This window comes from Mesorhizobium sp. LCM 4576 (genome assembly GCF_001854815.1).
In the GTDB taxonomy this organism is placed as follows: Bacteria; Pseudomonadota; Alphaproteobacteria; order Rhizobiales; family Rhizobiaceae; genus Mesorhizobium; species Mesorhizobium plurifarium.
In genome coordinates this window covers 72,245-97,677 of record NZ_MDDT01000004.1, presented here as the reverse complement: position 1 = coordinate 97,677, position 25,433 = coordinate 72,245, and the positions used below count along the sequence as shown (strand labels likewise).

The window sequence follows — 25,433 nt, the reverse complement described above, 5'->3', positions numbered from 1 at the left end:
GTCTGCCGGCTCAGGATAAGCGCCGCGCAATCTCGACTATGACGTCGAACGCAGCGTCGACATCGGCCGCCGTCGATTCGAACTGTCCCGCCTGAAAGCGGATCGCCACGCGCCCGTCGACCCGCGTTTGCGTCAGGTAGATGCGGCCATCGTTGTTGATGGCGTCGACCAGCCGCAGATTGTGCTCGTCCGGATCGGCACCCGAAGGCRCCTGGTGCCGGAACGAGAACAGCGAAAGCATCGGTTCGCTGACGAGCGCGAAATCGGCTTCCTTGGCAAGCCGCGTGGCCAGTCCTTCGCTCCAGGCGACGTGGTTGCGGATCATGGTGCGCAAGCCTTCGAGGCCATGGGYCCGCAGCAGGAACCAGAGTTTGAGCGCGYGGAAGCGGCGCCCGAGCGGCACCGACCATTCCGAATAGTTGATGATGCCGTCATGGCCGCGGGTCTTCAGATAATCCGGCTTGATCGCCAGCGTGCGCACCAGGTCTTCCGGCTGGCGCACGAACTGGATCGAGCAATCGAACTGCGCGCCGAGCCATTTGTGCGGATTGAAGACAATGGAATCGGCGCCTTCGACGCCTGCCCAGAAATGCCTGTATTCCGGGCAGATCATCGCCGACCCGGCCCAGGCGGCGTCGACATGCAGATAGAGCCTGTGCCGCTTCGCGACCGCGGCCACCGCCGCGATGTCATCGGTCCCGCCGGTGCTGGTGCCGCCGACGCAGGCGATGATGCCCGCAGGCAGCAGTCCCGCTTCGCGATCGGCGACGATCGCGGCCTCCAGCGCAGCCGTATCCATGGCACGAAAACGTCCTGAGACCGGGATGCGAACGAGGTTATCCTCGCCGATGCCGGAGACCCAGATGGCGCGATCGATCGAGGTGTGGACCTGGTCGGAGGAATAGACGCGCAGCTTGCTTTGCCCGGCCAGACCCTTTTTGTTGCCCTGCCAATCGAGCGCCCGCTCGCGCATGGTCAAAACCGCCGCAAGCGTCGCCGACGAGGCCGAATCCTGGATGACGCCGGAAAAGCCTTCGGGCAGGCCGAGCGCCTGGCGCATCCAGTCGACGATGCGCGTCTCGAGTTCTGTCGCCGCCGGCGAGGTCTGCCACAGCATGCATTGTGCGGCCATCGCTGAGACCAGATATTCCGCCACGACCGAAACCGGCGCCGCATTGGCCGGAAAATAGGCGAAGAAGCGCGGATGCTGCCAATGCGTCATGCCCGGCACGATCTTTTCTTCGAAATCCGCGAAGATCTTTTCCATCGACTCCGGCGATTCGGGTGGCGAGGCCTCGATGCTTCTGAAAATCTCGCCCGGCGCGATTGCCGGCCGGACCGGGCGGTCGCGCAGGCCGGCGCGGTAATCGACGCCCCAATCGGCCGCCCGCCTCGACCAGTCGCGGAATTCCTCGTTGTCCATATTTTCCTCCCAGCAGCCGTCGAAGGCACGGCCGATTGAGCCGGATTTGATTAACAGGTTAAATATGATGAAGCAACGGCGGGACTGGAACCCCTACCCCGGAAAATCCGGCAGATTTGAAAAAGCGATTTTCAGCGCGTTGGACCAGCCGTCCGAAATGGTGCGGTAGTAAGGATCGTCCTGGCCGATCCGCCGGTTCAGGCCCACTCTGAGCGCATCCTGCTCCAGGAACAGCAGATCGAGAGGCAGCCCGACAGAAAGGTTGGATTTCAGCGTCGAGTCGAACGACAYCAGAAGCAGCTTCACCGTTTCGGCCAGGCTCATTGTCCGGTCATAGGCCCGGATGATGATCGGCTTGCCGTATTTCGTCTCGCCGATCTGGAAGAACGGCGTGTCATCGGTMGACTCGATGAAATTGCCTTCCGGGTAGATCATGAACAGCCGCGGCGGGCTGCCCTTGATCTGGCCGCCGAGAATGAAGGAGGCATTGAAGTAGGAATCCGCCTTGTCGCCGTTCGGCGAGGCATGCTCGATCACTTCCTTGACCGTATCGCCGACCAGCCGCACCGTCTGGTACATGGACGGGGTTCCGAGCAGCTTCGGATGACGATCGCTGACGGCCTTGTTGCGTTCGTCRAGCAGGCTGACCACCGCCTGCGTGGTGGCAAGGTTGCCCRCAGACATCAGCACGATGACGCRCTCGCCGGGCTCTTCCCACACATGCATCTTCTTGAAGGTCGAGATCGAATCCATGCCGGCATTGGTGCGCGTGTCCGACATGAACACGAGCCCGCGATCGATCTTGAGGCCGACGCAATAGGTCATGGTCGCTCTTCTGCCAAAGCAATTCCACGAAAAGCGTGTAGCAGTTTTCTGCCCGGAATTGCGTGAAAACAAAGAGATAGAGCGGTTCGGCGATTCTATCAAACGCTGAACCGCTCCAGCGATTCCAGCGCAGATTACTGCTCTACCGTGACGGTGACGGCAAGCTTCTCTTGCGCCTGCCCCAAGAGTATCCCCGATACCGGCGAGGCGTCACGATAGTCGCGCCCCGTCGCCACCCGCACATAGCGCTCGTCGGGTGAGATACCGTTCGCCGGGTCGAAGGCAACCCATCCKAGCCCAACGACATAGGCCTCGGCCCAGGCATGGCTGGYGGCCTGCTCCACGTCCGCGTCCATCATCAGGTAGCCACTGACATAGCGGGCGGGAAAACCAAGCGTGCCGGCCGCGGCGATGAAGATATGGCTGTGGTCCTGGCAGACTCCGGATTTCAGCGCCAGCGCCTCTTCGGCCGGTGTCACGACGCTGGTCGTGCCCGGCCTGTAGGCGACGCGTTCGCGGATCGCGCCCATCAGCGTGTGCAGCCGCTCGATCTCCGTCCCCTGCCCGACCGCGCCGGCCAATGCGCGTATGCCCTCGCCGGCAGTGGTGAGCGGCGTCTGTTGTGCGAACAGCCAGAGCGGCGCAAAGCCCTGATGCGGGCCCGTCACGCCTGCCGTGTCATGCGTGGTCACGTCGCCCGTGGCCTCGACGGTGATCGAGTTTTGGCCGCTCTCGGCGCTCACCAGCCGGGTGTCGTTGCCGAAATGGTCGGTGAAGCGCACCTCCTCGCGCGCGCCTTCCACCCTGATCGCCCAGGAGCCGACGGTCTGCGTGCGCCCGCTGGAAGGCAGCAGGCGCAGCCGCTGCAGCAGATACTGCACCGGCTGATCGTAGCGGTACTCGGTGCGATGGGTGATCTTGAGCCGCATAGCGCTCGCCCTCGGCTGTGCTCAATAGAACCGATAGTCCTGGGCGATCTCGTCGCCCAGCCTGGTGTTGTCGCGAATGAACTCGGCCAGGAACTCGTGCAAGCCGTGATCGAATATGTCCTTGATCGACCCTCTCTTGAGCAGCGCCTGGATCTTCTCGGCCGTGGCATGGCAGGCATGGCGCTCGCCATAATCGTCGGCAAGGAATTTCAAATGCTCGCCGAGGAAGCGGTAGCAGAAGGTCAGCGAGCGCGGCATGCGCACATTGAGGATCAGATAGTCGGCGATATTGGTTGGCTTATAGTCGGCTTCATAAACCCAGCGATAGGAGCGGTGCGCCGACACCGAGCGCAGGATGGATTCCCACTGATAGTTGTCCAGCGTCGAGCCGACCCAGGACAGCGAAGGTAGGAGCACATAATATTTCACGTCGAGGATGCGCGCGGTGTTGTCGGCGCGCTCGACATAGGTGCCGAGCTGCGAGAAATCGAAGATCTCGTTGCGCAGCATCGTGCCGTAGAAGGAACCGCGGATCAGCGCCGTCTCGCGCTTGATGGCGTCGAGCACCGTCGGCAGGTCGCGCTCGTCGATCGGCCTCGCCAGCATGCGCTTCAGCGACATCCACGCTTCGTTGATGCTTTCCCACGTCTCGCGCGTCAGTGCCGTGCGCACCATGCGGGCATTGTTGCGCGCCGTCTCGATCGACGACATCGTGCTCGACGGGTTCGAGGTATCGCGCAGCAGGAAGTCGGAGACGTTTGCGGCGGTGTAGTCCTGGTATTTCTGGCTGAAGGCGATGTCCGAGCCGGCGCTGAGCAGCACCGAGTTCCACTCTTCGGATGCGTCCTGGGTGCGCGTCAGCGCCATGCGCAGGCCGGCATCGACAAGGCGCGCCATGTTTTCGGCCCGCTCGATATAGCGGTTCATCCAGTAGAGACCGTTGGCGGTGCGGCCGAGAAGCATTTCAGCTTGCTCCAGTGTCGAGCGAATAGCGAATAGCGAGTAGCGAGTAGGGGAAAAAGGACTTCATGACTTTTGTTGCAGGCTCCTGATCATCGAACGCAGCATTTTCCCGATCTCATCAGTTTGGCCAAGCAAGTTGGCGACCTCCGCTTCGACCATCAATCCTACCTCCCCACACAGGATGAGATGTGTTTCCAATTCTTTCAGCGAGCCCTGCGCCGTACGAAGAAATTGAATAAAGACTCCTGTACTTTCTCGTCCATGACCTTCGGCAACGTTCGCGGCGATGGAAGCTGCGAGCGTCGTATCTGAGAGGTCATCCCGTACGCTTCGCTGTTTGGAAAAGCTTTCGTGGCCGAGTAGCAATTCACCGCCAACCTCAAGGCCACCTTCCAAACGATCAGATCTCTGTAGGAATTGATTGCCGTCGTATTCCCCCCTTTTTCCCTATTCCCTATTCCCTATTCCCTATTCCCTATTCGCTATTCGCTCTTTCAATCATCCAACACCCATGTATCTTTCGTCCCTCCGCCTTGCGAAGAGTTGACCACGAGCGAGYCTTCCTTAAGAGCGACACGCGTCAGGCCGCCCGGCACGATCTGGATGCGATCGGAGACCAGCACGTAAGGCCGAAGGTCGACATGGCGGGGCGACAGGCCCTTTTCGGTCAGGATCGGGCAGGTCGACAGCGCCAGCGTCGGCTGGGCGATGTAGTTCGAGGGCTTCGCCTGCAGCTTCTTGGCGAACGCCTCGCATTCCTTCTTGGTCGCCGCCGGACCGACCAGCATRCCATAGCCGCCGGAGCCGTGCACCTCCTTGATCACCAGTTCGCTTATGTGCTCCAGCACATATTTGAGGCTGTCCGGCTCCGAGCAGCGCCAGGTCGGGATGTTGCCCAGGATCGCCTTACGGCCGGTGTAGAACTCGACGATCTCGGGCATATAGGAATAGATCGCCTTGTCGTCGGCGATGCCGGTGCCGGGCGCATTGGCGATGGTGATGTTGCCGGCGCGATAGACATCCATGATGCCCGGCACGCCGAGCGCGGAGTCCGGCCGGAACGTCAGCGGATCGAGGAAGGCGTCATCGACGCGCCGGTAGAGCACGTCGATCTGCTTGTAGCCTTCGGTCGTGCGCATCGCGACATGGCCGTCGACGACGCGCAGATCCTGCCCTTCGACGAGTTGCACGCCCATCTGGTCGGCGAGGAAGGCATGCTCGAAATAGGCTGAGTTGTAGGAACCCGGCGTCAGCACCGCGATGGTCGGCGTGCCTTTAGCGCTTTGCGGCYGCACGGCGGCGAGCGACTGGCGCAGCAGCTGCGGGTAGTTCTCGACCGGCCGCACCTTGATCTTCTGGAACAGCTCCGGAAAGAGCTGCATCATCGTTTCGCGGTTCTCCAGCATGTAGGAGACGCCGGACGGCGTGCGGGCATTGTCCTCCAGCACATAGAACTCGTTCTCCGAAATGCGCACGATGTCGACGCCGATGATGTGCGTATAGACGCCGGCCGGCGGCCTGACGCCGATCATCTCGGGCAGGAAGGCCTCGTTCCGGGCGATCAGATCCTTTGGCACCCGCCCGGCGCGCAGGATCTCCTGGCGGTGGTAGATGTCGTCGAGGAAAGCGTTCAGCGCCTGCACGCGCTGTTCGATGCCTTGCGTCAGCCGCCGCCATTCCTGGCCGGAGAGGATACGCGGGACGATGTCGAAAKGGATCAGCCGTTCGGAAGCTTCCTGCTCGCCATAGACGGCGAAGGTGATGCCGGTCTTGCGGAAGACGCGCTCGGCGTCCTGCATTTTCTGGGTGAGCCTGGCCGGGTCCTGCTCCTTCAGCCAGCGATCGTAAGCCTCATAAGGTCTTCTCAATCCGGAGACTTCCGGAAGCATTTCGTCGAACGCTGCCAATCGCGTACTCCCCTCTGAAGGCCATTTCACTGGCCCCGCCGGAGAAAATCAAGCGCAATCGGTGATTTAGGAAGCCGTGACGRCCACTCTATGCAAATTGCCTAAAATCAAGGCACGGACCRCAAGGCCGGGTCAGCTCCTGCTTTCCGACAGGGCATCGTCAAGGCCCGTCAGAACGCCCGGAAGGTCACGATGGTGAAGGTGTCCTTGATGCCGGGGAGAATCTGCACCCGCTCGTTGACGAAATGGCCAACGTCTTCCTCGTCGTCGACATAGAATTTGGCGAGCAGGTCGTAATTGCCGGCGGTCGAGTAGATCTCGGAGGCGATCTCGGCGTCGGCGAGCGCGCTGGCGACCTCATAGGCCTTGCCCAGATCGCATTTAATCTGCACGAAAAATGCCTTCATTGCCCGGTCCTGCCAGCCTCGGAGCAATTCCAGGAAAAGTGCCTGGCGGTTTTCCGTCCGGAATTGCGTCAAAACAAACAGTTGGAACGGGTCGGCGATTCCCAGGAGCGGATCCATTCCAACGAATAAGCGGCCCTTGTGGCAGACTGCCGCCCGGCTTTCAAGCATCAGGCGGCTCGCGTCCTGGCGACCGCTTGCCGCAATTGCGCAATCGTGGACATCGGCGCCGGCAAGAAATCTTCCGAATATCGTGAAACCGCGGCACCCCGCGCAGCGTATGTTAGGATGTTCCTCGCAACGCGAATTCCCGGAGGCACGCCATGCGCCGCGCTTTGTTCGCACTCACCCTCGTTCCGATATTTCTTGCGTCCATGGCCTTCGCCGGCGACGCCGAGATCAAGGCCGCGCAGACCGTCATCGACAGCCAGTTGAAGGCCTTTATCGCCAATGACGGCGCCACCGCCTACAGTTTCGCCGCGCCGAATGTGAAGCAGATCTTCCCGACCGTCGACACCTTCATGAACATGGTGACGAACGGCTACGCGCCGGTGCGCAAACCCCAGTCTTATTCCTTCGGCAGGGTCGAGCAGACCGCCCCCGGTTCAATCGTCCAGCAGGTGTTGATCGTCGGACCCGACGGAAAGGACTATGAAGCCGTCTATACGTTGCAGCAGCAGCCCGACGGCAGTTTCAAGATCACCGGCTGCAGCCTGCGCGCCTCGACTTCGGTCAGTACCTGAGCAATCGAGGAAAAGCGCGCGATGTCTGGAATTTTGACTGGGCCCGCGCTCAATCCCGGCGCTGATACAGGGTCCAGCCCAGGCCTGAAAGACCCCAACTCGTCGAGGCATCGACACGCTCATAGGCCGACATGCAATCCGGCACGGCGTCGACATGTTGCGGTTGCCGGTCGATGGCGCCTTCGAGGATCAGCCAGGGCGGACGTTCGTCACATATTTTGTCCTTCGCGACAAACGATGCCTGGCGCCCCAGGCGTTTGGCGAAATAGTCGACGATCATGACGGTCCGGAATTCCTGGTTGGTGGCGTAGTCAGCCGCGCCGTCACGCGTCATTTTGTCGACCATCGTGGCGTAGGATCCCCGTCCATATTCGTAGAATGGCAGCAGTAGCGTCGTCGTGCCGGCAAGGATTGCCACCACTGCGGCCGCCGCCAACACTCGATACTTGCCCCCAGCCGCGAAACCACGCCCAAGCAACTCGCCCGCCCACAGCAACATCAATGTTGCCGGAACGAGGAAATAACGCTGAAATTCGGCATTGGGCAGTCGTGCCATTGCCATGACGATGGGCAGCCCCACGATCCCGATCAGATAGAGGCTGGCCCGTCGGTCGCGCCATATGGCGGCGCAGACGCAAACGAGGCCGCATGCGGCGGCAATGCAGACCCAGTCCCCGATCCAATCCGGCACGCCGAACAGATAGCGGATCATTCCGCCATAGCCCTGCGCGAACGCCTGAAGCGAGAATGGCAAGGCGCCGCCGATCCTGAAGCCAAACAGCAGCCTGCCAACAAGCATGCAGGCGGCGAGYGGCAGGACGGCCAGGAAGGCGGGCGCGAAAATCTGRCCGAGCTCGACATTGACCCGATCGAAGCTGCCGGTGCGTCGCCAGATGAGCCAGGCGGTCCAGGCTGCCAGGACAGCCACGGTTTCCACCATGATGAGATGAGACAGAAAGCCGAGGAGGACGATCACCCCGAACGCGATGCCCGAACCCCGTTTGTCGAGCCTGCGTTCCAGGAGCACGACRGCAAGAAGCGTGAACAACACCAGGCCGGCATAGCCTCTCGCTTCCGAGCCGTAGTGAACCATCGGATAGYTGACGGCGAACAGCAGGCTTGTGGCGACAGCGGCCCAGCGGCCGCGAGCAGCAGTCCCTGYGGCAACGACAGYGCCGACACCAAGCGCTATCGACAGCCCGCGCTGAAGCAATGGTGAAGCATCCGGGCCGATCAGATAGAGGTAGATCGAATTGAGGAAATGATTGTTGTCGTGATTTATGCGCCAGAATATCTGGTCGATCGAGGTGAGCGGCTCAAGCAGAACCAGGCTCCAGATCTCGTCCATCCAGAGATCGCCACGCGCGCCGAGCACCCGCAGGACGAGGCCGGCCACCCCGATGACCGCGACCGCTAGTAATACCGTTCCTGTCCATTGTTGGACGACAATAACAGACTCAGAAGAGCCGCCTGCACGCTTGGCCTCGCCTGACGCCGCTTGTCCCGAGATGAGCAAGGTCTCCGCCTTTGCCTGATATCATCCCGGCAATCTGTATAGTCACAGTCGTTTCAAAATAGTTCGCAAATGCTCGGGAGGGCCTGCAGTCGCTCAGCGGACCGGAATATCGCCCCTCGCCCAGCCTTCGGTGATCCCCGCGGCGCGCTCTTCGAAGGCCCCCGCCTCTATAGCCGCGCGGATGTCCTGCATCAGCTTCTGATAATAGGACAGGTTGTTCCAGGTCAGCAGCATGGCGCCGAGCGCTTCCTGCGAGCGCACCAGGTGGTGCAGATAGGCGCGCGAGTAATCACGCGCCGCCGGGCAGTCGCTTTCTTCGTCCAGCGGTCGCGGATCGTCGGCATGGCGGGCGTTCCTGAGATTGACCTTGCCGCGGCGCGTATAGGCAAGGCCATGGCGGCCGGCGCGCGTCGGCATCACGCAGTCGAACATGTCGATGCCGCGCGCCACCGATTTCAATATATCGTCCGGTGTGCCGACGCCCATCAGGTAGCGCGGCCTGTCGGCCGGCAGCTCCGGGCAGGTGATGTCGAGCATCTCCAGCATCACCGACTGCGGCTCGCCGACCGCCAGCCCGCCGACGGCATAGCCTTTCAGGTCCATCGCCTTCAACGCCTGCGCCGAGCGCAGGCGCATCGCCGCGCTGTCGCCGCCCTGGACGATGCCGAACATCGCCTTGCCCGGCTGGTCGCCGAACGCCGCCTTGCACCGCTCGGCCCAACGCAGCGACAATTCCATGGCGCGCTCGATCTCCTTGGGCTTGGCCGGAAGCGCGGTGCATTCGTCGAGCTGCATCTGGATGTCGGAATCGAGCAGTCCCTGGATCTCGATCGACCGCTCGGGCGACATCTCGTAAGGCGCGCCGTCGATATGCGAGCGGAAGGTGACGCCCTGTTCGGTCAATTTCCTGAGCGTCGACAGCGACATGACCTGGAAGCCGCCGCTGTCGGTCAGGATCGGATATGGCCAGCGGGCGAACTCGTGCAGGCCGCCGAGCCTGGCCACGCGCTCGGCGCCGGGCCGCAGCATCAGATGGTAGGTGTTGCCGAGGATGATGTCGRCGCCGACGCCGCGCACCTGGTCCATATACATGGCCTTGACGGTGCCGCCGGTGCCAACCGGCATGAAGGCCGGTGTGCGGATCTCGCCGCGCGGCATCGAGACGAGACCGCGCCGTGCCTTGCCGTCGGTAGCAAGCACCTTGAAGGAAAAAGTCTCAGCCATTGAATTCCTTGTCGTGCACCGGCGCCTCGGGCGCCTGCTCGTCGAGCGATTGCCGGTAGCGAATGCAGCCGCGCATGAATCTCGGCCAGGGCGGCACCGCGATCGACGGCTCGGTCCTTTCCGGCAAAAGGTCCCAGAGATCGGGATGATGCCAGCACAGATCGTGCCCGCTCGTATCGCGATGCGCGCGAATGCCGGCGCGCAGCTTCTTCACTTCCGCGATCAGYCCATCGCGGTCCATTTTCTCGAGGTCATCGTCCATCGCTCGTCTCCGCCCGGTAAAGCAGGCTGGCGTCGCCATAGGAATAGAACCTGTAGCGGTTCTCGATGGCATGCGCATAGGCCGAGCGCATTGTCTCAAGCCCGCTGAAGGCCGAGACCAGCATGAACAGCGTCGAGCGCGGCAGATGGAAATTGGTCATCAGCATGTCGGCCGTGCGAAACCGGTAGCCGGGCGTGATGAAGATGTCGGTGGGTCCGGACCAAGGCTCGATCCTGCCGTCGTCGCGCGCGGCACTTTCCAAAAGCCGCAGCGATGTCGTGCCGACGCAGATGATCCGCCCTCCCCGCGCCCTGGCCGCGTTGAGCGCCGCCGCCGTCTCCGCGCTAACCGAGCCGGTCTCTGCATGCATCTTGTGATCGGCCGTGTCGTCGGCCTTCACCGGCAGGAAGGTTCCGGCGCCGACATGCAACGTGACGAAGCGGCGCTCGATGCCCCTGGCGTCGAGCGCGGCAAACAGCTCCGGCGTGAAATGCAGGCCCGCGGTGGGGGCTGCGACGGCGCCCTCTTCCCTGGCGTAGATGGTCTGGTAATCGGCGCGATCGCGCTCGTCATCGTCGCGCTTCGAGGCGATGTAAGGGGGCAGCGGAATATGGCCGACCGCATGCAGCGCCTCGTCGAGGAATGGCCCGGAAAGATCGAAGCCGAGCAGCGCCTCGCCCGCCTCGCCCTTTTCGAGCACCGTCGCGTCGAGCTGGCCGAGGAAGCAGGAATTCTGGTCATGGCCGAAATGGATGCGGTCGCCGGCGGCGATGCGTTTTCCCGGCCGCATGAAGGCCTGCCAGCGGTCTGGCGCCACGCGCATATGCAGCGTCGCCTCGACCTGCGCCACCGCCTCGCCGCGCTTGCGCATGCCTTTGAGCTGCGCCGGAATGACCTTGGTGTCATTGAACACCAGCACGTCGCCTTGGCGAAGCAGTGACGGCAGATCGGAGACGATGCGGTCCTGCAATGGTTCGCCCGGCTTGACGATCAGCAGCCTGGCGCTGTGGCGCGGCTCTGCCGGGCGAAGCGCGATGCGCTCCTCCGGCAGGTCGAAGTCGAACAGGTCGACTCGCATCAGTAGAGCCGGATGAGCAGYGCCCCGGCAAGCAAGAGCACGGCGCCGGCGACACGGCCAAGCGAGATTTCGCGCACCGCCACGCCCAGGAAACCGGCGCGGTCGATCAGCATGCCGGCGATCAGCTGACCGGCGACCAGGAAGGCCATCAGCGCGGCAGCGCCGATGCGCGGCGTCAGGATCGTCGACAGCGTCACATAAAAGCCGCCGAGCATGCCRCCGGCAATGAACAGCCAGGGCGCCGGCGCTTTCCAGTCGAGCGAGATGCCCTGCAGCTTCACCACCGAGACCGCGATGATGCCGAGCACGATGGCTCCGGACAGGAAGGAGAACGCGGCGGCGGCCACTGGAAGGYCGAGGCCCTTTGCCAATTGCGAATTGATCGGCGCCTGGATGGCGATGAAGGCGCCGGACAGGATTCCGAGCAGGGACCAGACAGCGCCCATCATCGTACCGCCCTTACTTGACGTCGGCCGCGACCTTCAGCGACACGATCTTGTCGGGGTCCTGCACCGGCTCGCCGCGCTTGATCTTGTCGACATTCTCCATGCCTTCGATGACCTGGCCCCACACCGTGTACTGGCGGTTGAGGAAGGCGGCGTCGTCGAAGCAGATGAAGAATTGCGAGWTCGCCGAGTTCGGGTTCTGGGCCCTGGCCATCGAGCAGGCGCCGCGGCCGTGATTGGCGTTGGAGAACTCGGCCTTGAGGTCCGGCTTATCGGAGCCGCCCATGCCCGCGCGCGACGGCGCATAGGTCGGCTTCGAGGAGTTGCCGAACTTGACGTCGCCGGTCTGCGCCATGAAGCCGTCGATGACGCGGTGGAACACCACGCCGTCATAAGCGCCTTCACGCGCCAGCTCCTTGATGCGGGCGACGTGCCCAGGCGCCAGCTCGGGATACATCTCGATGACGACCTGGCCCTTGGTCGTCTCCATGATGAGCGCGTTCTCGCGATCCTTGATCTCAGCCATGTCAGAAAATCCTTTTGAAAATTGAGGGAGTTATTTGCCGTCGGCGGCGATGCGAACCTTGATCATGCGGTCGGGATCGGTGACCGTGCCGTTGTCGGCCTCGTCGCCTTTCTTGATCTTGTCGACGAGCTCCATGCCGCTCTCCACCTTGYCGACGATGGTGTACTGGCCGTCGAGGTTCGGCGCCGGCGCGAACATGATGAAGAATTGCGAGTTCGCCGAGTTCGGGTCCTGCGAGCGGGCCATGCCGACCACRCCGCGCGTGAACTGCTCGCTCTGCGWGAACTCGGCCGGCAGGTCGGGAAGATCAGAACCGCCGGTGCCGACGGCTTGCGGATCGAACCCCTTCTTCATGTTGCCGAACTTGACGTCGCCGGTCTGCGCCATGAAGCCGTCGATGACGCGGTGGAAGGCGACATTGTCATAGGCGCCATCGCGCACCAGCTTCTTGATCTGCGCGACATGGTTGGGCGCCAGATCGGGGCGCAACGCAATGGTCACGTCGCCGTCCTTGAGCGTGATGATCATGGTGTTTTCCTTGTCGGCGGCGAAGGCCGGCCCGGATGCCGAGAAAAGGGATGCCGCGAAAAGGCCGGCAAGCACGACAAGGAACGAAGCGAGCTTCTTCAGCTGCATGAGGATCTCCGGGAAAGCCTATCTGGTGAACTTGGCGTTGAGCGCGCCGGCGACGGCCGCTGRCACGAATGGGCGGATATCGCCGCCCATCGAGGCAATCTGGCGCACGAGTGTGGCGGTAATGGTGCGCACCGAGGGGCTGGCGGGGAGAAAAACCGTCTGCAATTCCGGCGCCATCGTCTCGTTCATRCCGGCCATCTGCATTTCGTAGTCGAGGTCGGTGCCGTCGCGCAGGCCCCTGATCATGATCGAAGCGCCATGCTTGCGGGCCGCGTCGATGACCAGCCCATCGAAGGAAACGACCTTGATGCGGCCGCTGTCCTTGCCGAACTCGGCCTTGGTCGCGGCCTCGATCAGCTCCACGCGTTCCTCGAAGGAAAACAAAGGTTTCTTGCCCGGATGGATGCCGATCGCTGCATAGACGGTGTCGRCCACAGCCAGCGAGGCTTTCAGCACGTCGAGATGGCCGTTGGTCAGCGGGTCGAAGGAGCCGGCGTAAAGGGCGGTGCGTTCGGTCATGGCAGGCTTCTAGAGCAATTCCAGGAAAAGTGTGAGCGGTTTTCCGTGCGGAACTGCGCAAAAAATCCGCGTTTGAACCTTTTCGGCGCCATGAACGACAGATGAACGTGACGATCACGAACGTTTCACGCAGCGTTCACTAGGTTGCCGCTTCAAGGGATGAAACCAAATCCCCATGTCATCGTTGTAAGCCCAGGAGAACACGCAAATGCTGATCTACATGCTTGCCACCGCAATGACCATCGTGATGCTGATCGCGACTGCATTCGGGTTGCACCAGGAAGCAGCGCGGGTGCGCGTCAAGGCCAACACCAAGCGGCTCGATGGTTTCGCTCATCGCAACGTCTACCGTCGCCATTGACCCACCATCACCGCACCGGCCCGGAGGGCCGGTGAAGCCTAAGCCGAGACTTATTCGCCCTCGCCCGTATCGTCCGCGCCAGTCTCGCTCGAAGACACATCTTCCGCCTCCTCGTCAGACTGCGGCTCCGAAATCCGCTCGACCGACACAACCTTCTCGCCTTCGGCCGTGTTGAAGATCGTCACGCCCTTGGTGGCGCGRCTGGCGAAGCGTATGCCGTTGACCGGCACCCGGATGACCGTGCCGCCGTCCGAAACCAGCATGATCTGATCGTCATCGCCGACCGGGAAGGTCGCGACAAGGCGGCCGATCTCGGCCGTCTTGGAAACGTCGGTGGCGCGAATGCCCTTGCCCCCGCGACCGATCATGCGGAAATCGTAGGACGACGAGCGCTTGCCATAGCCATATTCGGTCACCGTCAGCACGAGTTGCTCATGCGCCTTGAGGAACTCGTAACGCTCGTCGGAAAGCTCGGCTTCCTCGCCGACCTCCTCATTGGTGAGCGCAATCTCCTCTTCCTCGCCGGCTCCGCCGGCGGCAAGTCGGCGCTCGGCCGCCGCGCGCTTCAGATAGGCGGCGCGCTCGGCGGGTGACGCATCGACATGCTCGATGATCGACATCGAGATGATGCGGTCGGTCTCGGCCATGCTTATGCCGCGCACGCCGACGGAATTGCGGCTCTGGAAGACGCGCACGTCGGAGACCGGGAAACGGATGYACTGGCCGGAATTCGCCGTCAGGAGCACGTCGTCATTGTCGGTGCAGGTCTCGACGCCGAGGATCTCGTCGCCCTCTTCCTCCAGCTTCATGGCGATCTTGCCATTGCGGTTGACCTGGATGAAGTCGCTGAGCTTGTTGCGGCGCACGGTGYCGCGCGTGGTCGCGAACATCACGTCGAGCTCGCCCCAGCTGGTCTCGTCCTCCGGCAGCGGCATGATCGTGGTGATGCGCTCGCCCTGCTCGAGCGGCAGCATGTTGATCAGCGCCTTGCCGCGCGATTGCGGGTTGCCGATCGGCAGCCGCCAGACCTTTTCCTTGTAGACGATGCCGCGCGAGGAGAAGAACAGCACCGGCGTGTGCGTGTTGGCCACGAACAGCCTTGTGACGAAATCCTCTTCCTTGGTCGACATGCCGGAGCGGCCCTTGCCGCCGCGGCGCTGCGCCCGGTAGAGCGACAGCGGCACGCGCTTGATGTAGCCGGAATGGCTGACGGTGACGACCATKTCCTCGCGCTGGATCAGGTCCTCGTCTTCCATGTCCGCACCGCCCTCGGAGAGCTCGGTGCGGCGCGGGGTGCCGAATTCGTCGCGGACCGCGATGAGCTCGTCCTTGACGATCTGCTGTATGCGTGCGCGCGACGACAAAATATCAAGGAAATCAACGATCTCGGCGCCGATCTTGTTCAACTCGTCGGCGATCTCGTCGCGGCCCAGCGCGGTCAGGCGCTGCAGGCGCAGGTCGAGGATGGCGCGCGCCTGTTCCTCGGAGAGGTTGTAGGTGCCGTCCTCGTTGATGCGGTGACGCGGATCGTCGATCAGCTTGATCAGCGGCGCGACGTCGTGCGACGGCCAGCGCCGTTCCATCAACTGCTCGCGCGCCGTCTGCGGATCGGGCGCGGTGCGGATGAGCTTGATCACCTCGTCGATGTTGGCGACGGCAATCGCCAAGCCGACAAGGACGTGCGCCCGCTCGCGCGCCTTGCGCAACAGGTATTTCGTGCGGCGGCTGATCACCTCCTCGCGGAAACCGACGAAGGCTTTCAGCATGTCGATCAGCGTCATCACTTCCGGCTTRCCGCCGTTGAGCGCCACCATATTGGCGCCGAACGAGGTCTGCAGCGGCGTGAAGCGGTAGAGCTGGTTGAGGATGACGTCGGCGACGGCCTCGCGCTTAAGTTCGATGACGACCCTGTAGCCCTGGCGGTCGCTCTCGTCGCGGATGTCGGAGATGCCGTCGATGCGCTTCTCGCGCACCAGCTCGGCCATCTTCTCGATCATCRCCGCCTTGTTCACCTGATAGGGGATCTCGGTGACGACGATGGATTCGCGGTCGTTGCCGCGCCTTTCGATCTCGACGCGGCCGCGCATGACGATCGAGCCACGGCCGGTGGAATAGGCGCTGTAGATGCCGGAGCGCCCTAACACGATACCACCGGTCGGGAAATCCGGGCCCGGCACGATCTCCATCAGCGCCGGCAGGTCGATCGCCGGATTGTCGATGATCGCCATCGCTCCGTTGCACACTTCGGCGAGGTTGTGCGGCGGAATGTTGGTGGCCATGCCGACGGCGATACCACCCGAACCATTGACCAGAAGGTTCGGGAAGCGCGCCGGCAGTACCTTGGGCTCTTGTTCGGCGCCGTCATAATTGTCCTGGAAATCGACCGTTTCCTTGTCGATATCCTCCAGAAGCTCGTGCGCGACCTTGGTGAGCCGCGACTCGGTGTAGCGCATGGCCGCGGGYGGATCGGCGTCGATGGAGCCGAAATTGCCCTGTCCGTCRATCAGCGGCACGCGCAGCGACCAGTCCTGCGCCATGCGCACCAGCGCGTCGTAGATCGAGGCGTCGCCATGCGGATGGTATTTACCCATCACGTCGCCGACGATGCGCGACGATTTCACATGCTTGCGGTTCCAGTGGTAACCGCCTTCCTGCATGGCGTAGAGAATGCGCCGGTGCACCGGCTTCAGGCCGTCGCGCACGTCGGGCAGCGCACGGCTGACGATCACGCTCATGGCGTAATCGAGATAGGAGCGCTGCATCTCCTCGATGATCGAAATCGGCTCGATGCCGGTGGGGCCGCCGTCCGGCCCGCGCGGTGTCTTCTGGTCGGTCAAATCAGGTCACAATCCAGTCGGGAATCACTGCATGCTTATATAGGAAGCCTCGCCGAAACTCCAATGTCGGCCAGACTTTTCCAGAGACAATTTCGATGGTAATTTCAAATGGATACCGCTGATTGCGACGATATGGCCACGGTCGTTTTCGCCGCCATGCGGCAAGGTCGGTCATGGATCGGGCAAAAACCGCAAGTGCTGTGAACCTGGCCCTGTGRCCACCCTTGCGGGCCCTGAGTGGCTGGAGTGTCAAGGACCTCAACGGCGATCTGACGGCAGGCGTTACGCTGGCCGCGATCGCCATTCCCGAGCAGATGGCGACGGCGCGCCTTGGCGGTTTCGCGCCGGAGATCGGCTTCTTCACCTTCGTCGCCGGCTCCGTCGCCTTCGCGCTGCTCGGCGCCAACCGCCAGCTGTCGGCGGGGGCGGATTCGACGATCACGCCCTTGTTCGTTGGCGGGCTGGCGCTGATCGCCACCTCCGGCTCGCCGCATTATCTGGCGCTGGCGGCCATGCTGGCGCTGATGGTGGGGCTGCTGGTGGCGCTCAGCGGCATTTTCCGCCTCGGCTGGATTGCTGATCTCCTGTCCGTGCCGGTCACGACCGGCTTCCTCGCCGGCATCTCGGTTCACATCATGGTCTCGCAGCTGCCTGGATTGCTCGGCCTGCCGTCGCAAAGCGGCGAAACCCTGCGACGCGTCGGCGAGATCGCCGCTAACATCCATCTCACCAACCTCTGGAGCCTGGCGCTCGGTCTAGGCGTCTTCGCGATTGTCCTCGTCGCCGAGCGCGTCAGCGCGCGCATACCCGCGGCGCTGATCGGCATGGTGCTGGCAACGCTTGCCGTCATCACGCTGGGCCTTAAGAATCGCGGCGTCGAGGTGCTCGGCGCCTTGCCGAACGGGTTTCCGACGCCCGGATTGCCGCTGGTCAGCTTCGAGGACGCGCGGGCTCTCGTCCCGCTCGCGCTGCTGATCGCCATCGTCGTCATGGTGCAGACGGCAGCGACCAGCCGCTCCTTCCCGCCGCGGGACGGCGAAGCGCTCGACGTCAACCGCGACTTCGTCGGCGTCGGCGCGGRCAGCATCCTGTCCGGCCTGTTCGGTGCCTTTGCCGTCAACGCCAGCCCGCCTCGCACGGCCATCGTCGCGCAGACCGGCGGCCGCTCGCAGCTTTCGGGCCTGATTGCGGCAGCAATCGTTCTGGCGCTTGGCGCATTCGGCGGCCGYTTGCTCGCCGATGTGCCGCAGGCGGCGCTGGCCGGCGTGCTGATGTATGTGGCCCAGCGCATCCTGCGCTGGAGGGTGGCCGCAAACGTCTACCGCCAGGCGCCGGTCGAGTTCGCGCTGATCCTGATCACCATGGTCGCCATCGTCGTTCTGCCGATCGAAACCGGCGTCGCGATCGGCATCGGCCTGTCGTTGCTGCACGGCATCTGGGGCTCGACGCGCACGGAGCCTATCGAGCTGGCGCAGGTGCCGGGCACGTCGGTCTGGTGGCCGCCGAGCGGTTCCAGCGCGGGCGAGCAGCGCTCCGGCGTGCTCGTGGCGGCGTTCCAGGCGCCGCTTTCCTTCGTCAACGCCGACCGGTTCAAGCGCGGCTTGAGCGACCTGATCGACGCCAGCGAGGACGTGCAGTTGGTGGTGCTGGAAGCCAGCAACATCGTCGAGATCGACTATACCGCCGCCCAGGCGCTGATCGACACCATCCGCCATTGTCGCGACAAAGGCGCGGTCTTTGCTATCGCCCGCATGGAATCGCTGCGCGCCCAGGCAGCGCTCAAGCGGTTCGGCATCGCCGAGATCGTCGGCGCTGAGCGCATTTTCCACAGCGTCGACGCGGCGATCAAGAAACTTGGTCCGGGCAAACCACAGCTCAAGAAACAGGACAGCCTGCCATGATCGACCCCCGAGTGCCCATTGTCACTCCGGTCCCCGTCGAAGACCTAAGGCCGACGCAGATCACGGTCGGCATGCGTGAGGTTGCGTTGAAGCGCCAGATGATCCGGGCGCAGGACGCAAAGAAGAAAACCGGCGTCTTTCTGGGCAGACACATGGTGCCGGTGGTGCTCGGTCCCAAAAATCGCAACTACGTCACCGATCACCACCATCTCGCCCGCGCCCTGCTCGAGGAAGGCGTCAAGGATGTGCTGGTGACCGTGATCAGCGACCTGTCCGCGCTCGACAAGGACGCCTTTTTCTTCGTTCTGGACAATCGCGGCTGGATGCACCCCTTCGACGAGAACGGTCGGCGCCGCGATTACTCGGCCATTCCAAAGACCATCGGCGAGCTGGTCGATGATCCTTACCGGAGCATGGCGGGCGAGCTGCGCCGTCAGGSCGGCTACGCCAAGGACACGACGCCGTTCAGCGAATTCATCTGGGCGGATTTCCTGCGCCGGCGGATCGATAAGGATGCGGTTGCGAAGAACTTCGACAAGGCGATGAAGCAGGCACTGGTTCTGGCCAAAGGCAAGGATGCGGATTACCTGCCCGGCTGGTGCGGTCCGACGGACGATTGAGTGCAAACCTATCCGGCGCCGGTCCGCTTGGCCCGGTACGCGCCGGGCGCCTCCCCCATTTCGCGCCGGAACCGGCGGTTGAAAGTCGACAGATCGTTGAAGCCAGTATCGAAGGCGATCGTCGAGATCGCGGCGTTCGACGCGCGCAGGCGCACCGCGGCGCGGTGCATCCTCGTCCTCAGCACGAACTGATAGGGCGTCATGCCGGCGACGTGCCGGAAAATGCGCAGGAAATGATATGGGCTGGTCGCCGCGCCGTCGGCGAGCTCGGTCAGCGACAAGGGTCGATCGGCGTTGAGCTCGATCAGCCGCACCGCTTCGGCAACGCGTTTCTGGTCGCGGCGGCTGGGCGTCCGGGCGGGTTTGGAAGAACCGGTCGCGGCCYCAACCACCGCGCCGGCCATGYGCAGGCCGAGTTCCTCGAATGCGTCGCCGTCGCCCGTTTCTCGCGCCGCTTCCGCCTCGGCGAGCAGAGGCGCCAGCGCCGGCAAGGGCGGCAGACGCGGATCGGCGAAACCGAGCCGTTTCACACCCGGCAAGTCGGCCAGGACGCGCTCCAGATAGGCCGGCGAGAAATGGAAGGAGAGGCAGCGGTCGCCAGCGCCGTGCTCATGTCCGCATTCGTAGCAGGCGCCGGGATTTCCGAGCAGGATGGCGCCCGGCGCCAGCATCGCCGTGCCCTGGCGCGTGCGATAGCGGAACGCGCCCCTGGTCACCGCGGCGACGCAGAATCCGCGATGCTCTTCCTCGAATGGCCTGTCGCCGGCGGCCGCCGTGCAAACCACGTCGGACACCTGCCAGCCGGGCCCTGAAGCCAGAGTTTTCTGCGCGGTCGTCATGCCCGAAGATAGCAATTTTTCCCAAGCGACGAACCCTGCCGTGCCCCTATTGCTCGCCCTCTCCTGACAAACGAGGCAGCAACAATGACCGATTCCTTTGCCGAAGCCCTGCACAGCGACGGGCCCAAACCGGACCTCGCCGAAARGCTGAAGCTCTACGGCCGCTTCATCGGCGCCTGGACATTCGACGCCACCCGCATCCTCGAGGACAGCACAAGGCTCACCGGGCGCGGCGAGGTGCATTTCGGCTGGGTTCTGGAAGGCAGGGCCGTGCAGGACGTCTGGATCCTGCCCGCCCGAGACGCCAGCTCCTCCCCGTCGCTCGGGCCATGGACCTTCTATGGCACGACATTGCGCGTCTACGATCCCACCGCCGATGCCTGGCACATCTTCTGGAGCGATCCGCGCAACCAGTATTACAGCCGACAGCTCGGCCGCGCCGAGGGCGACACGATCGTCCAGATCGGCGCCGACGGCACCGGTGCCTCGGTGCGCTGGAGCTTTTCGCGCATCACCGAAAACTCATTCCGCTGGCTCGGCGAGCGTTCGCAGGACAGCGGCTCGACCTGGCGGATGGAGGTCGAATTCCTGGCCCGTCGCGCGACTCCAGCCTGAGCGATCAACCAATTGTAATCATGGAGGAACCAATGCTCGACCATGTCTCGATCGGCGTCCGTGACGCCAATGCTTCGAAACGCTTCTATGACGCAGCGTTGAAGCCGCTCGGCTATTCCTGTCTCAGCCAGTCGCCCGGCTCGCTCGGCTACGGCGCCCAAGCGGTCCAGCTTTGGGTGAATGACGCCGGCCGGCCGGTTCCGGCCGAAGCGGAGTCCGGCCTGCATTTCTGTTTCTCCGCGCCGACACGCGCCAGCGTCGACGCCTTCCACGCGGCAGCATTGCGAGAAGGCGGCAAGGACAACGGCCAGCCCGGGCTCCGAACGGCCTATGGAGACAACTACTACGCCGCCTTCGTCATCGACCCGGATGGCTATCGCCTGGAGGCCTATTGCGGCAGGCCCGAATAGCCGGCTGATTTACCTTCCCGCCTGTTTCCAGCGCCCGGGCTTTGCTCTACCAATTGCGGAGCCTGGGCCTCGCCCGGCGGGAGGGGACCAGCGATGCCGAGTTTCGACAGCCTGTTCAACGCCTTCGTCACCATCCTGGTGACCATCGACCCGCCGGGACTGGCRCCGCTTTTCCTCGCCGTGACGCGCGGCATGAACCGCGAGGAGCGCCAGCAGGTCTCGGTGCGCGCCTCGGTGATCGGCTTCCTGGTGATGGCGCTGTTTGCGATTGCCGGCGCCTCGATCCTGTCGGTGTTCGGCATCACGCTGCCGGCCTTTCGGGTGGCCGGCGGCTTTCTGCTCTTCTTCATCGCCTTCGAAATGGTGTTCGAGCGCCGCCAGGACCGCAAGGAGAAGATCGGCGACGTCGCCATCACCAGGGACATGATCCACAACATCGCCGCCTTCCCGCTGGCGATCCCGCTGATCGCTGGCCCCGGCGCGATTTCGGCGACGGTGCTGTTGTCGGGCCATTTCGAAGGCTTTGCCGCCCAGGCGGCGCTGGTCGGCATCATCTTCCTCTGCCTCGTCATCACCTATCTGGTGTTCGTGCTGTCGGAACGCATCGACCGCATCCTCGGCCAGACCGGCCGCTCGATCCTGACGCGCCTGCTCGGCGTCATCCTGGCGGCCTTGGCGGTGCAATTCGTGGCCGACGGCGTCCGAGCGCTGATGGCCGCTTGAGCGACACCCCTACTGCCTACTGCCTACTGCCTACTGCCTACTGCCTACTTGGCCCCCGTCTCGACCACCTCGAAATCATGCGTGAGCGTCGCCGTCTTCGCCGTCATCGCGCTGGCCGAGCAGTATTTCTCGATCGACAGGTCGATCGCGCGCTTGACCTTGTCATGCGAGAGCGCGCGGCCCTTGACGATGAAATGCATGTGGATGCGGGTGAACACTTTGGGGGTCGGTCTCGGCCCGGTCGGCGTCGAGCTCGACCACGCAATCCTCGACCGCCTCGCGGCCTTTCTCGAGGATGTGGACGACGTCAAAGGCCGAGCAGCCGCCGGTGYCGATCAGCACCAACTCCATCGGGCTCGGCCCCGGCGTCTTGCCATCCGCCCCATGCGCGGTGCCAAGCACGACCTTGTGGCCGCTGCCGGACTCACCGACAAAGGTGCGTTCCTCAACCCATTTGACGCGTGCTTTCAGTTTAATCTTCCTTGAGAAATTCCCGTCCGCACCTACTGGCCGAACACGACGGCATGCATGATCCGGCCAGGCAGTAGCGTGAAGATGCCGGCGCCGACCAGCGCGAACAGATAGAGTTTTATCATGGCGCCGCGATGCGCGGCCACCTTATGCGTATGCGCATACCACGTCGCCAGCGGCACGGTGACCAACACCAGGATCGACAACAGATGGATCGGACTGAACGGCCCGACGAGCCGGATCTGCTGGATCCAGAAGCTGGATATGGCGATGATCAGCATCAGCGCCGCCCAGGCATAACCCAGCGCGCGGTGGCGCACAGTCCCCTTCGGCAGCGCCAATTGGGCGCCGCCGATGGCTAAAGCGGCGAAGGCCGCGAAGGCATGCCATGGGACGGGAGGCGGCGCCGACAGAAGCGGTCCGAGCGACATCGCGCCTTCCTTCAAATGCCCGTTTCGAGACGCTTAGAACGGGATCTCGTCGTCCAGCTCGCGCGACGAGCCGCCGCCACCGCCGCCTCTGGAACCGCCGCCACCACGGCTGAAACCTTCGTTCGGGCCGGACTGGCCGAAATCGGAGCCGCGGCTGCTGCCGCCGCCGGTATAATTGCCGACCTGGCCGCCGCCACCCTCGCCGCGCGCGTCGAGCATCTGTAGCTCGCCGCGGAATTTCTGCAGCACGATCTCGGTCGTGTAGCGGTCGTTGCCGGTCTGGTCCTGCCATTTGCGGGTCTGCAGCTGGCCCTCGACATAGACCTTCATGCCCTTCTTCAAATACTGCTCGGCCACCTTGGCGAGCTGGTCGTTGAAGATCACGACATTATGCCACTCGGTCTTTTCCTTACGCTCGCCCGAGTTCTTGTCGCGCCAGCTTTCCGACGTGGCGACGCGGATGTTGACGACCGGATCGCCGGAATTCAGGCGGCGGATTTCAGGGTCCGCCCCGAGATTGCCGWCCAGAATGACCTTGTTGACGCTACCCGCCATCTTACTTCTCCGCGCTCATCCGAAACAAATTTTAAGTCGCTCACCTTACAGCCTTGGGGTCGCCCATGCCCGCAAAGGCTGGCTTTTCCCACAAGGTTTTTGTTCTCTTTTCGTTCTAGTTGGAACCGTCCTTTCTGTCAAGGAATGTCAGCAAAGGCGGCGCCTGAACGTGTATCTCGATATGGYGATCAAATAGAAGCTTGCCAAATCGATAAGTATCGACTTATGCTTTTATCCATGATCGAGGCAGAGATTTTCCGGGCRCTTGCCGACCCGACGCGCCGCGCCGTTTACGAGCGGCTGACCGCCAGCGAGATGAGCGTGAGCGAGCTGCGCGCCGGCATGAGCGTGTCGCAGCCGGCGGTCTCGCAGCATCTTGCCGTGCTGCGCAGCGCTGGCCTGGTGGTCGAGCGGCGCGCCGGCCGCAACGCCTATTACCGCGCCGATCCGCAAGGGCTCGACCCCCTGCTCGGCTGGATCGAGCGCTACCGCGCCTTCTGGCCGGAACGCATCGAGAAGTTGAAGACGGTTCTGAAAGGAATGGACCAATGACGGCAACCGAAAACCCGACGGTCGACGAGGCGCCGCTCAGCTTCGAATGCGACCTTCCCGATCCGCCGGAAAAAGTCTGGCGGGCACTGACCGAGCCGGAACTGCTCGCCGCCTGGCTGATGCCGAACGACATCAAGGCGGAAGCAGGCAGCCGCTTCGCCTTCGCCGGACCGGATGCGCCGATCGAATGCGAGGTGCTCGAGGCCGAGCCCGGCAGGCTGCTGCGCTACTCCTGGCGCGAGCGGCCCGGCGCGAAGGATGCGGACCAGTTCCCCGCCTTCGACAGCATCGTCACTTTCACGCTTGCCGGCACCGCCTCGGGCGGCACGCATCTCCGCATCGTGCATGACGGCTTCGCGCCGGCCGCGCAGCCGCTCGTCGCTGTTTCCGGCGCCGGCTGCGGGCTTTCGCTTTATGCGCGCAAGAACCCGACCGCCGCCAATGCGCCCTCAATGATGYTGCGCGCGGCCTGATCGATAGAAACAGAGGAAACCCGTCATGAGCATTGCCAATCTTGTGCCGATGGTCATCGAGCAATCGAGCCGCGGCGAGCGCTCCTTCGATATTTTTTCGCGGTTGCTGCGCGAGCGCATCGTCTTCATCAACGGCGAGATCAACGACAACGTCTCGGCGCTGGTTTGCGCCCAGCTTCTGTCGCTTGAATCGGACAATCCCGACAAGGAGATCTCGCTCTACATCAACTCGCCCGGCGGCATGGTGACCAGCGGCTTCGCCATCTACGACACCATGCAWTACATCTCCTGCCCGGTGTCGACGGTGTGCATGGGCTTTGCCGCCTCGATGGGCTCCTTCCTGTTGATGGCAGGCTCGCCGGGGCGCCGTATCGCCCTGCCCAACACCAGGATCGTGCTGCATCAGCCGCTCGGCGGCTTCCAGGGCCAGGCCTCCGACATCCAGCGCCACGCCGAGGACATCGTGCGCACCAAGCAGCATATGACCGAGCTCTACGCCAAGCATTGCGGCCGCACCTATGAGGAGGTCGAGCGCACACTCGACCGCGACTATTTCATGAGCGCCGCGGAAGCCAAGGACTGGGGTCTCGTCGACCACGTCTACGACACGCGCAAGAAAGCGGCCTGACGTCGCGGGCCAGGCGCGCGGCAATTTGATCGCCGCGCGTCTGGCATCGCTCCAGCCGCGTCCCTATAGTCCGCGTATGATCGGATCCGTTCAGCCCAGACATGTGTGCCCTATCCTCGCCGCGCTTGCCGCCGCGCTGATGGCCGGCACCGCGCTTGCCGACGACAGCTCGACGCAGACATTGCCAGGTGTCAGCGACGACTACCGCATCGCCAAGCCGGCGCCGCAGTCGGAGCCGGATGACGCCCAGCCCGCCGGCAACGACGGTTCGTTCAAGATCGGCAACACCGATGTCAGGATCGGCGGCAGCATAACGATCGACATGGCGACGGGCGGCATGAAGCTGCCGAACCGCTGATCGTCCTGCCACGGGAATTTGTCGGATGGGCCGGTGCTTGTCCGCACCATCGGCGAACGTGGCGATTGGCCKAGGCGCCTCTCAGTTCGTCATTTTAGGGCGGAGCAAGGAGCGAAGCGACGCGCGCAGACCATAGAATCCATTCCGTGACATAGAAGCGATGCAGCGATACAGAACTAATTCGGCGCTGTGCTGGAGCCTTTATTCTGCACTGTAGTACCCATCATGAATATCACGGCATGGGGTCTGCGCTCCGCT

Annotated in this window: 29 protein-coding genes and 2 pseudogenes; 11 read left to right on the top strand and 20 right to left on the bottom strand. The window is 63.3% G+C overall.

All coding sequences use genetic code 11. The features are described from left to right. Positions 1-10: 10 nt before the first annotated feature. From LCM4576_RS00670 to LCM4576_RS00640, 7 genes and pseudogenes are all read right to left on the bottom strand, one after another. Positions 11-1,423: an aspartate aminotransferase family protein gene (locus LCM4576_RS00670; RefSeq protein ID WP_071029722.1), complete on the bottom strand. Its 1,413-nt coding sequence runs from the start codon at positions 1,421-1,423 to the stop codon at positions 11-13. Between the two features lie 93 nt (positions 1,424-1,516). Next, positions 1,517-2,248 (bottom strand): peptidase, encoded by a 732-nt coding sequence (locus LCM4576_RS00665; RefSeq protein ID WP_071029721.1) that lies wholly within the window; start codon positions 2,246-2,248, stop codon positions 1,517-1,519. 134 nt (positions 2,249-2,382) lie between these two features. Then, complete coding sequence (locus LCM4576_RS00660) at positions 2,383-3,177, bottom strand: transglutaminase family protein (protein ID WP_071029719.1); 795 nt, start codon at positions 3,175-3,177, stop codon at positions 2,383-2,385. Positions 3,178-3,198: 21 nt separating this feature from the next. Then, a complete protein-coding gene (locus LCM4576_RS00655) occupies positions 3,199-4,140 on the bottom strand; it encodes an alpha-E domain-containing protein (RefSeq protein ID WP_040987177.1) in 942 nt (313 codons plus the stop codon). Positions 4,141-4,203: 63 nt separating this feature from the next. Then, a pseudogene (locus LCM4576_RS00650) lies at positions 4,204-4,523 on the bottom strand (four helix bundle protein). A gap of 111 nt (positions 4,524-4,634) precedes the next feature. Further along, positions 4,635-6,047, bottom strand: coding sequence for a circularly permuted type 2 ATP-grasp protein (locus LCM4576_RS00645; RefSeq protein ID WP_071029717.1), 1,413 nt, complete (start codon positions 6,045-6,047; stop codon positions 4,635-4,637). A gap of 170 nt (positions 6,048-6,217) precedes the next feature. Next, on the bottom strand, positions 6,218-6,454 hold the full coding sequence (locus tag LCM4576_RS00640) for an Lrp/AsnC family transcriptional regulator (RefSeq protein WP_027166286.1): 237 nt from the start codon (positions 6,452-6,454) through the stop codon (positions 6,218-6,220). Between the two features lie 320 nt (positions 6,455-6,774). Between LCM4576_RS00640 and LCM4576_RS00635 the strand changes: the two genes are divergently transcribed. Next, positions 6,775-7,194, top strand: a complete 420-nt coding sequence (locus LCM4576_RS00635; RefSeq protein ID WP_041000623.1) for a DUF4864 domain-containing protein — start codon at positions 6,775-6,777, stop codon at positions 7,192-7,194. Between the two features lie 49 nt (positions 7,195-7,243). Here LCM4576_RS00635 and LCM4576_RS00630 read toward each other — a convergent pair whose 3' ends face one another. From LCM4576_RS00630 to coaD, 8 genes are all read right to left on the bottom strand, one after another. Further along, positions 7,244-8,710: a hypothetical protein gene (locus LCM4576_RS00630; protein WP_131803199.1), complete on the bottom strand. Its 1,467-nt coding sequence runs from the start codon at positions 8,708-8,710 to the stop codon at positions 7,244-7,246. Positions 8,711-8,803: 93 nt separating this feature from the next. Beyond that, the gene (gene tgt / locus LCM4576_RS00625) at positions 8,804-9,934 is read right to left on the bottom strand and encodes a tRNA guanosine(34) transglycosylase Tgt (RefSeq protein WP_071029713.1); all 1,131 of its coding nucleotides are present in this window, start codon (positions 9,932-9,934) and stop codon (positions 8,804-8,806) included. Then, positions 9,927-10,196, bottom strand: a complete 270-nt coding sequence (locus LCM4576_RS00620; protein WP_071029710.1) for a hypothetical protein — start codon at positions 10,194-10,196, stop codon at positions 9,927-9,929. The genes tgt and LCM4576_RS00620 overlap by 8 nt, the downstream gene beginning before the upstream one ends. Then, complete coding sequence (gene queA / locus LCM4576_RS00615) at positions 10,186-11,274, bottom strand: tRNA preQ1(34) S-adenosylmethionine ribosyltransferase-isomerase QueA (RefSeq protein ID WP_071029708.1); 1,089 nt, start codon at positions 11,272-11,274, stop codon at positions 10,186-10,188. The genes LCM4576_RS00620 and queA overlap by 11 nt, the downstream gene beginning before the upstream one ends. Beyond that, positions 11,274-11,723, bottom strand: coding sequence for a DMT family transporter (locus tag LCM4576_RS00610; RefSeq protein ID WP_071029706.1), 450 nt, complete (start codon positions 11,721-11,723; stop codon positions 11,274-11,276). Before LCM4576_RS00610 ends, queA begins: the two co-directional genes overlap by 1 nt. Before the next feature lie 10 nt (positions 11,724-11,733). Beyond that, a complete protein-coding gene (locus LCM4576_RS00605) occupies positions 11,734-12,246 on the bottom strand; it encodes a peptidylprolyl isomerase (protein WP_071029704.1) in 513 nt (170 codons plus the stop codon). Between the two features lie 30 nt (positions 12,247-12,276). Beyond that, positions 12,277-12,882, bottom strand: a complete 606-nt coding sequence (locus LCM4576_RS00600) for a peptidylprolyl isomerase (protein WP_071029702.1) — start codon at positions 12,880-12,882, stop codon at positions 12,277-12,279. An 18-nt stretch (positions 12,883-12,900) separates the two neighbouring features. Continuing rightward, the gene (gene coaD, locus LCM4576_RS00595) at positions 12,901-13,401 is read right to left on the bottom strand and encodes a pantetheine-phosphate adenylyltransferase (protein ID WP_071029700.1); all 501 of its coding nucleotides are present in this window, start codon (positions 13,399-13,401) and stop codon (positions 12,901-12,903) included. A 208-nt stretch (positions 13,402-13,609) separates the two neighbouring features. On the opposite strand from coaD, the gene LCM4576_RS35545 reads away from it, so the two are divergent. Further along, positions 13,610-13,762, top strand: a complete 153-nt coding sequence (locus LCM4576_RS35545; protein WP_095765297.1) for a hypothetical protein — start codon at positions 13,610-13,612, stop codon at positions 13,760-13,762. Between the two features lie 50 nt (positions 13,763-13,812). Here the strand turns inward: LCM4576_RS35545 and gyrA are convergent, their stop codons facing one another. Beyond that, entirely contained in the window at positions 13,813-16,599 is a 2,787-nt protein-coding gene (gene gyrA, locus LCM4576_RS00590; protein ID WP_071029698.1) for a DNA gyrase subunit A, read from the bottom strand. Between the two features lie 224 nt (positions 16,600-16,823). On the opposite strand from gyrA, the gene LCM4576_RS00585 reads away from it, so the two are divergent. Then, the gene (locus LCM4576_RS00585; protein ID WP_407067351.1) at positions 16,824-18,500 is read left to right on the top strand and encodes a SulP family inorganic anion transporter; all 1,677 of its coding nucleotides are present in this window, start codon (positions 16,824-16,826) and stop codon (positions 18,498-18,500) included. Further along, positions 18,497-19,120 carry a ParB-like protein gene (locus LCM4576_RS00580; protein ID WP_071029694.1) on the top strand — a complete coding sequence of 208 codons (624 nt, stop codon included), beginning with the start codon at positions 18,497-18,499 and terminating at the stop codon, positions 19,118-19,120. The genes LCM4576_RS00585 and LCM4576_RS00580 overlap by 4 nt, the downstream gene beginning before the upstream one ends. 8 nt (positions 19,121-19,128) lie before the next feature. On the opposite strand, the gene LCM4576_RS00575 is transcribed toward LCM4576_RS00580, so the two are convergent. After that, positions 19,129-19,959 (bottom strand): AraC family transcriptional regulator, encoded by an 831-nt coding sequence (locus LCM4576_RS00575; protein ID WP_071029692.1) that lies wholly within the window; start codon positions 19,957-19,959, stop codon positions 19,129-19,131. Between the two features lie 84 nt (positions 19,960-20,043). Between LCM4576_RS00575 and LCM4576_RS00570 the strand changes: the two genes are divergently transcribed. The 3 genes from LCM4576_RS00570 to LCM4576_RS00560 all read left to right on the top strand — a co-directional run bounded on the left by LCM4576_RS00570 (position 20,044) and on the right by LCM4576_RS00560 (position 21,707). Beyond that, positions 20,044-20,574, top strand: coding sequence for a hypothetical protein (locus LCM4576_RS00570; RefSeq protein ID WP_071029690.1), 531 nt, complete (start codon positions 20,044-20,046; stop codon positions 20,572-20,574). A gap of 32 nt (positions 20,575-20,606) precedes the next feature. Beyond that, positions 20,607-20,984, top strand: a complete 378-nt coding sequence (locus LCM4576_RS00565; protein WP_041000639.1) for a VOC family protein — start codon at positions 20,607-20,609, stop codon at positions 20,982-20,984. Between the two features lie 93 nt (positions 20,985-21,077). After that, entirely contained in the window at positions 21,078-21,707 is a 630-nt protein-coding gene (locus tag LCM4576_RS00560) for a MarC family protein (RefSeq protein WP_041000641.1), read from the top strand. Between the two features lie 44 nt (positions 21,708-21,751). Here LCM4576_RS00560 and LCM4576_RS00555 read toward each other — a convergent pair. The 3 genes and pseudogenes from LCM4576_RS00555 to ssb form a co-directional block, all read right to left on the bottom strand. Further along, a pseudogene (locus LCM4576_RS00555) lies at positions 21,752-22,178 on the bottom strand (OsmC family protein). A gap of 32 nt (positions 22,179-22,210) precedes the next feature. Next, complete coding sequence (locus LCM4576_RS00550) at positions 22,211-22,609, bottom strand: DUF2306 domain-containing protein (protein ID WP_071030110.1); 399 nt, start codon at positions 22,607-22,609, stop codon at positions 22,211-22,213. 33 nt (positions 22,610-22,642) lie between these two features. After that, entirely contained in the window at positions 22,643-23,164 is a 522-nt protein-coding gene (gene ssb, locus LCM4576_RS00545; RefSeq protein WP_071029688.1) for a single-stranded DNA-binding protein, read from the bottom strand. Between the two features lie 237 nt (positions 23,165-23,401). Between ssb and LCM4576_RS00540 the strand changes: the two genes are divergently transcribed. The 4 genes from LCM4576_RS00540 to LCM4576_RS00525 all read left to right on the top strand — a co-directional run bounded on the left by LCM4576_RS00540 (position 23,402) and on the right by LCM4576_RS00525 (position 25,175). Next, a complete protein-coding gene (locus LCM4576_RS00540; protein WP_040987153.1) occupies positions 23,402-23,716 on the top strand; it encodes a helix-turn-helix transcriptional regulator in 315 nt (104 codons plus the stop codon). Continuing rightward, on the top strand, positions 23,713-24,189 hold the full coding sequence (locus tag LCM4576_RS00535; RefSeq protein ID WP_071029686.1) for an SRPBCC domain-containing protein: 477 nt from the start codon (positions 23,713-23,715) through the stop codon (positions 24,187-24,189). Before LCM4576_RS00540 ends, LCM4576_RS00535 begins: the two co-directional genes overlap by 4 nt. 25 nt (positions 24,190-24,214) lie before the next feature. Further along, on the top strand, positions 24,215-24,817 hold the full coding sequence (locus LCM4576_RS00530; RefSeq protein WP_071029684.1) for an ATP-dependent Clp protease proteolytic subunit: 603 nt from the start codon (positions 24,215-24,217) through the stop codon (positions 24,815-24,817). Positions 24,818-24,893: 76 nt separating this feature from the next. Beyond that, a complete protein-coding gene (locus LCM4576_RS00525; RefSeq protein WP_083354825.1) occupies positions 24,894-25,175 on the top strand; it encodes a hypothetical protein in 282 nt (93 codons plus the stop codon). The last annotated feature ends 258 nt before the right edge of the window (positions 25,176-25,433 follow it).

Coding starts and splice junctions, on each gene's coding strand:
- LCM4576_RS00525 (WP_083354825.1), top strand. CDS start 24,894: ATGATCGGATCCGTTCAGCCCAGACATGTGTGCCCTATCCTCGCCGCG.
- LCM4576_RS00550 (WP_071030110.1), bottom strand. CDS start 22,609: ATGTCGCTCGGACCGCTTCTGTCGGCGCCGCCTCCCGTCCCATGGCAT.
- LCM4576_RS00640 (WP_027166286.1), bottom strand. CDS start 6,454: ATGAAGGCATTTTTCGTGCAGATTAAATGCGATCTGGGCAAGGCCTAT.
- LCM4576_RS00635 (WP_041000623.1), top strand. CDS start 6,775: ATGCGCCGCGCTTTGTTCGCACTCACCCTCGTTCCGATATTTCTTGCG.
- LCM4576_RS00655 (WP_040987177.1), bottom strand. CDS start 4,140: ATGCTTCTCGGCCGCACCGCCAACGGTCTCTACTGGATGAACCGCTAT.
- queA (WP_071029708.1), bottom strand. CDS start 11,274: ATGCGAGTCGACCTGTTCGACTTCGACCTGCCGGAGGAGCGCATCGCG.
- LCM4576_RS35545 (WP_095765297.1), top strand. CDS start 13,610: ATGCTGATCTACATGCTTGCCACCGCAATGACCATCGTGATGCTGATC.
- LCM4576_RS00565 (WP_041000639.1), top strand. CDS start 20,607: ATGCTCGACCATGTCTCGATCGGCGTCCGTGACGCCAATGCTTCGAAA.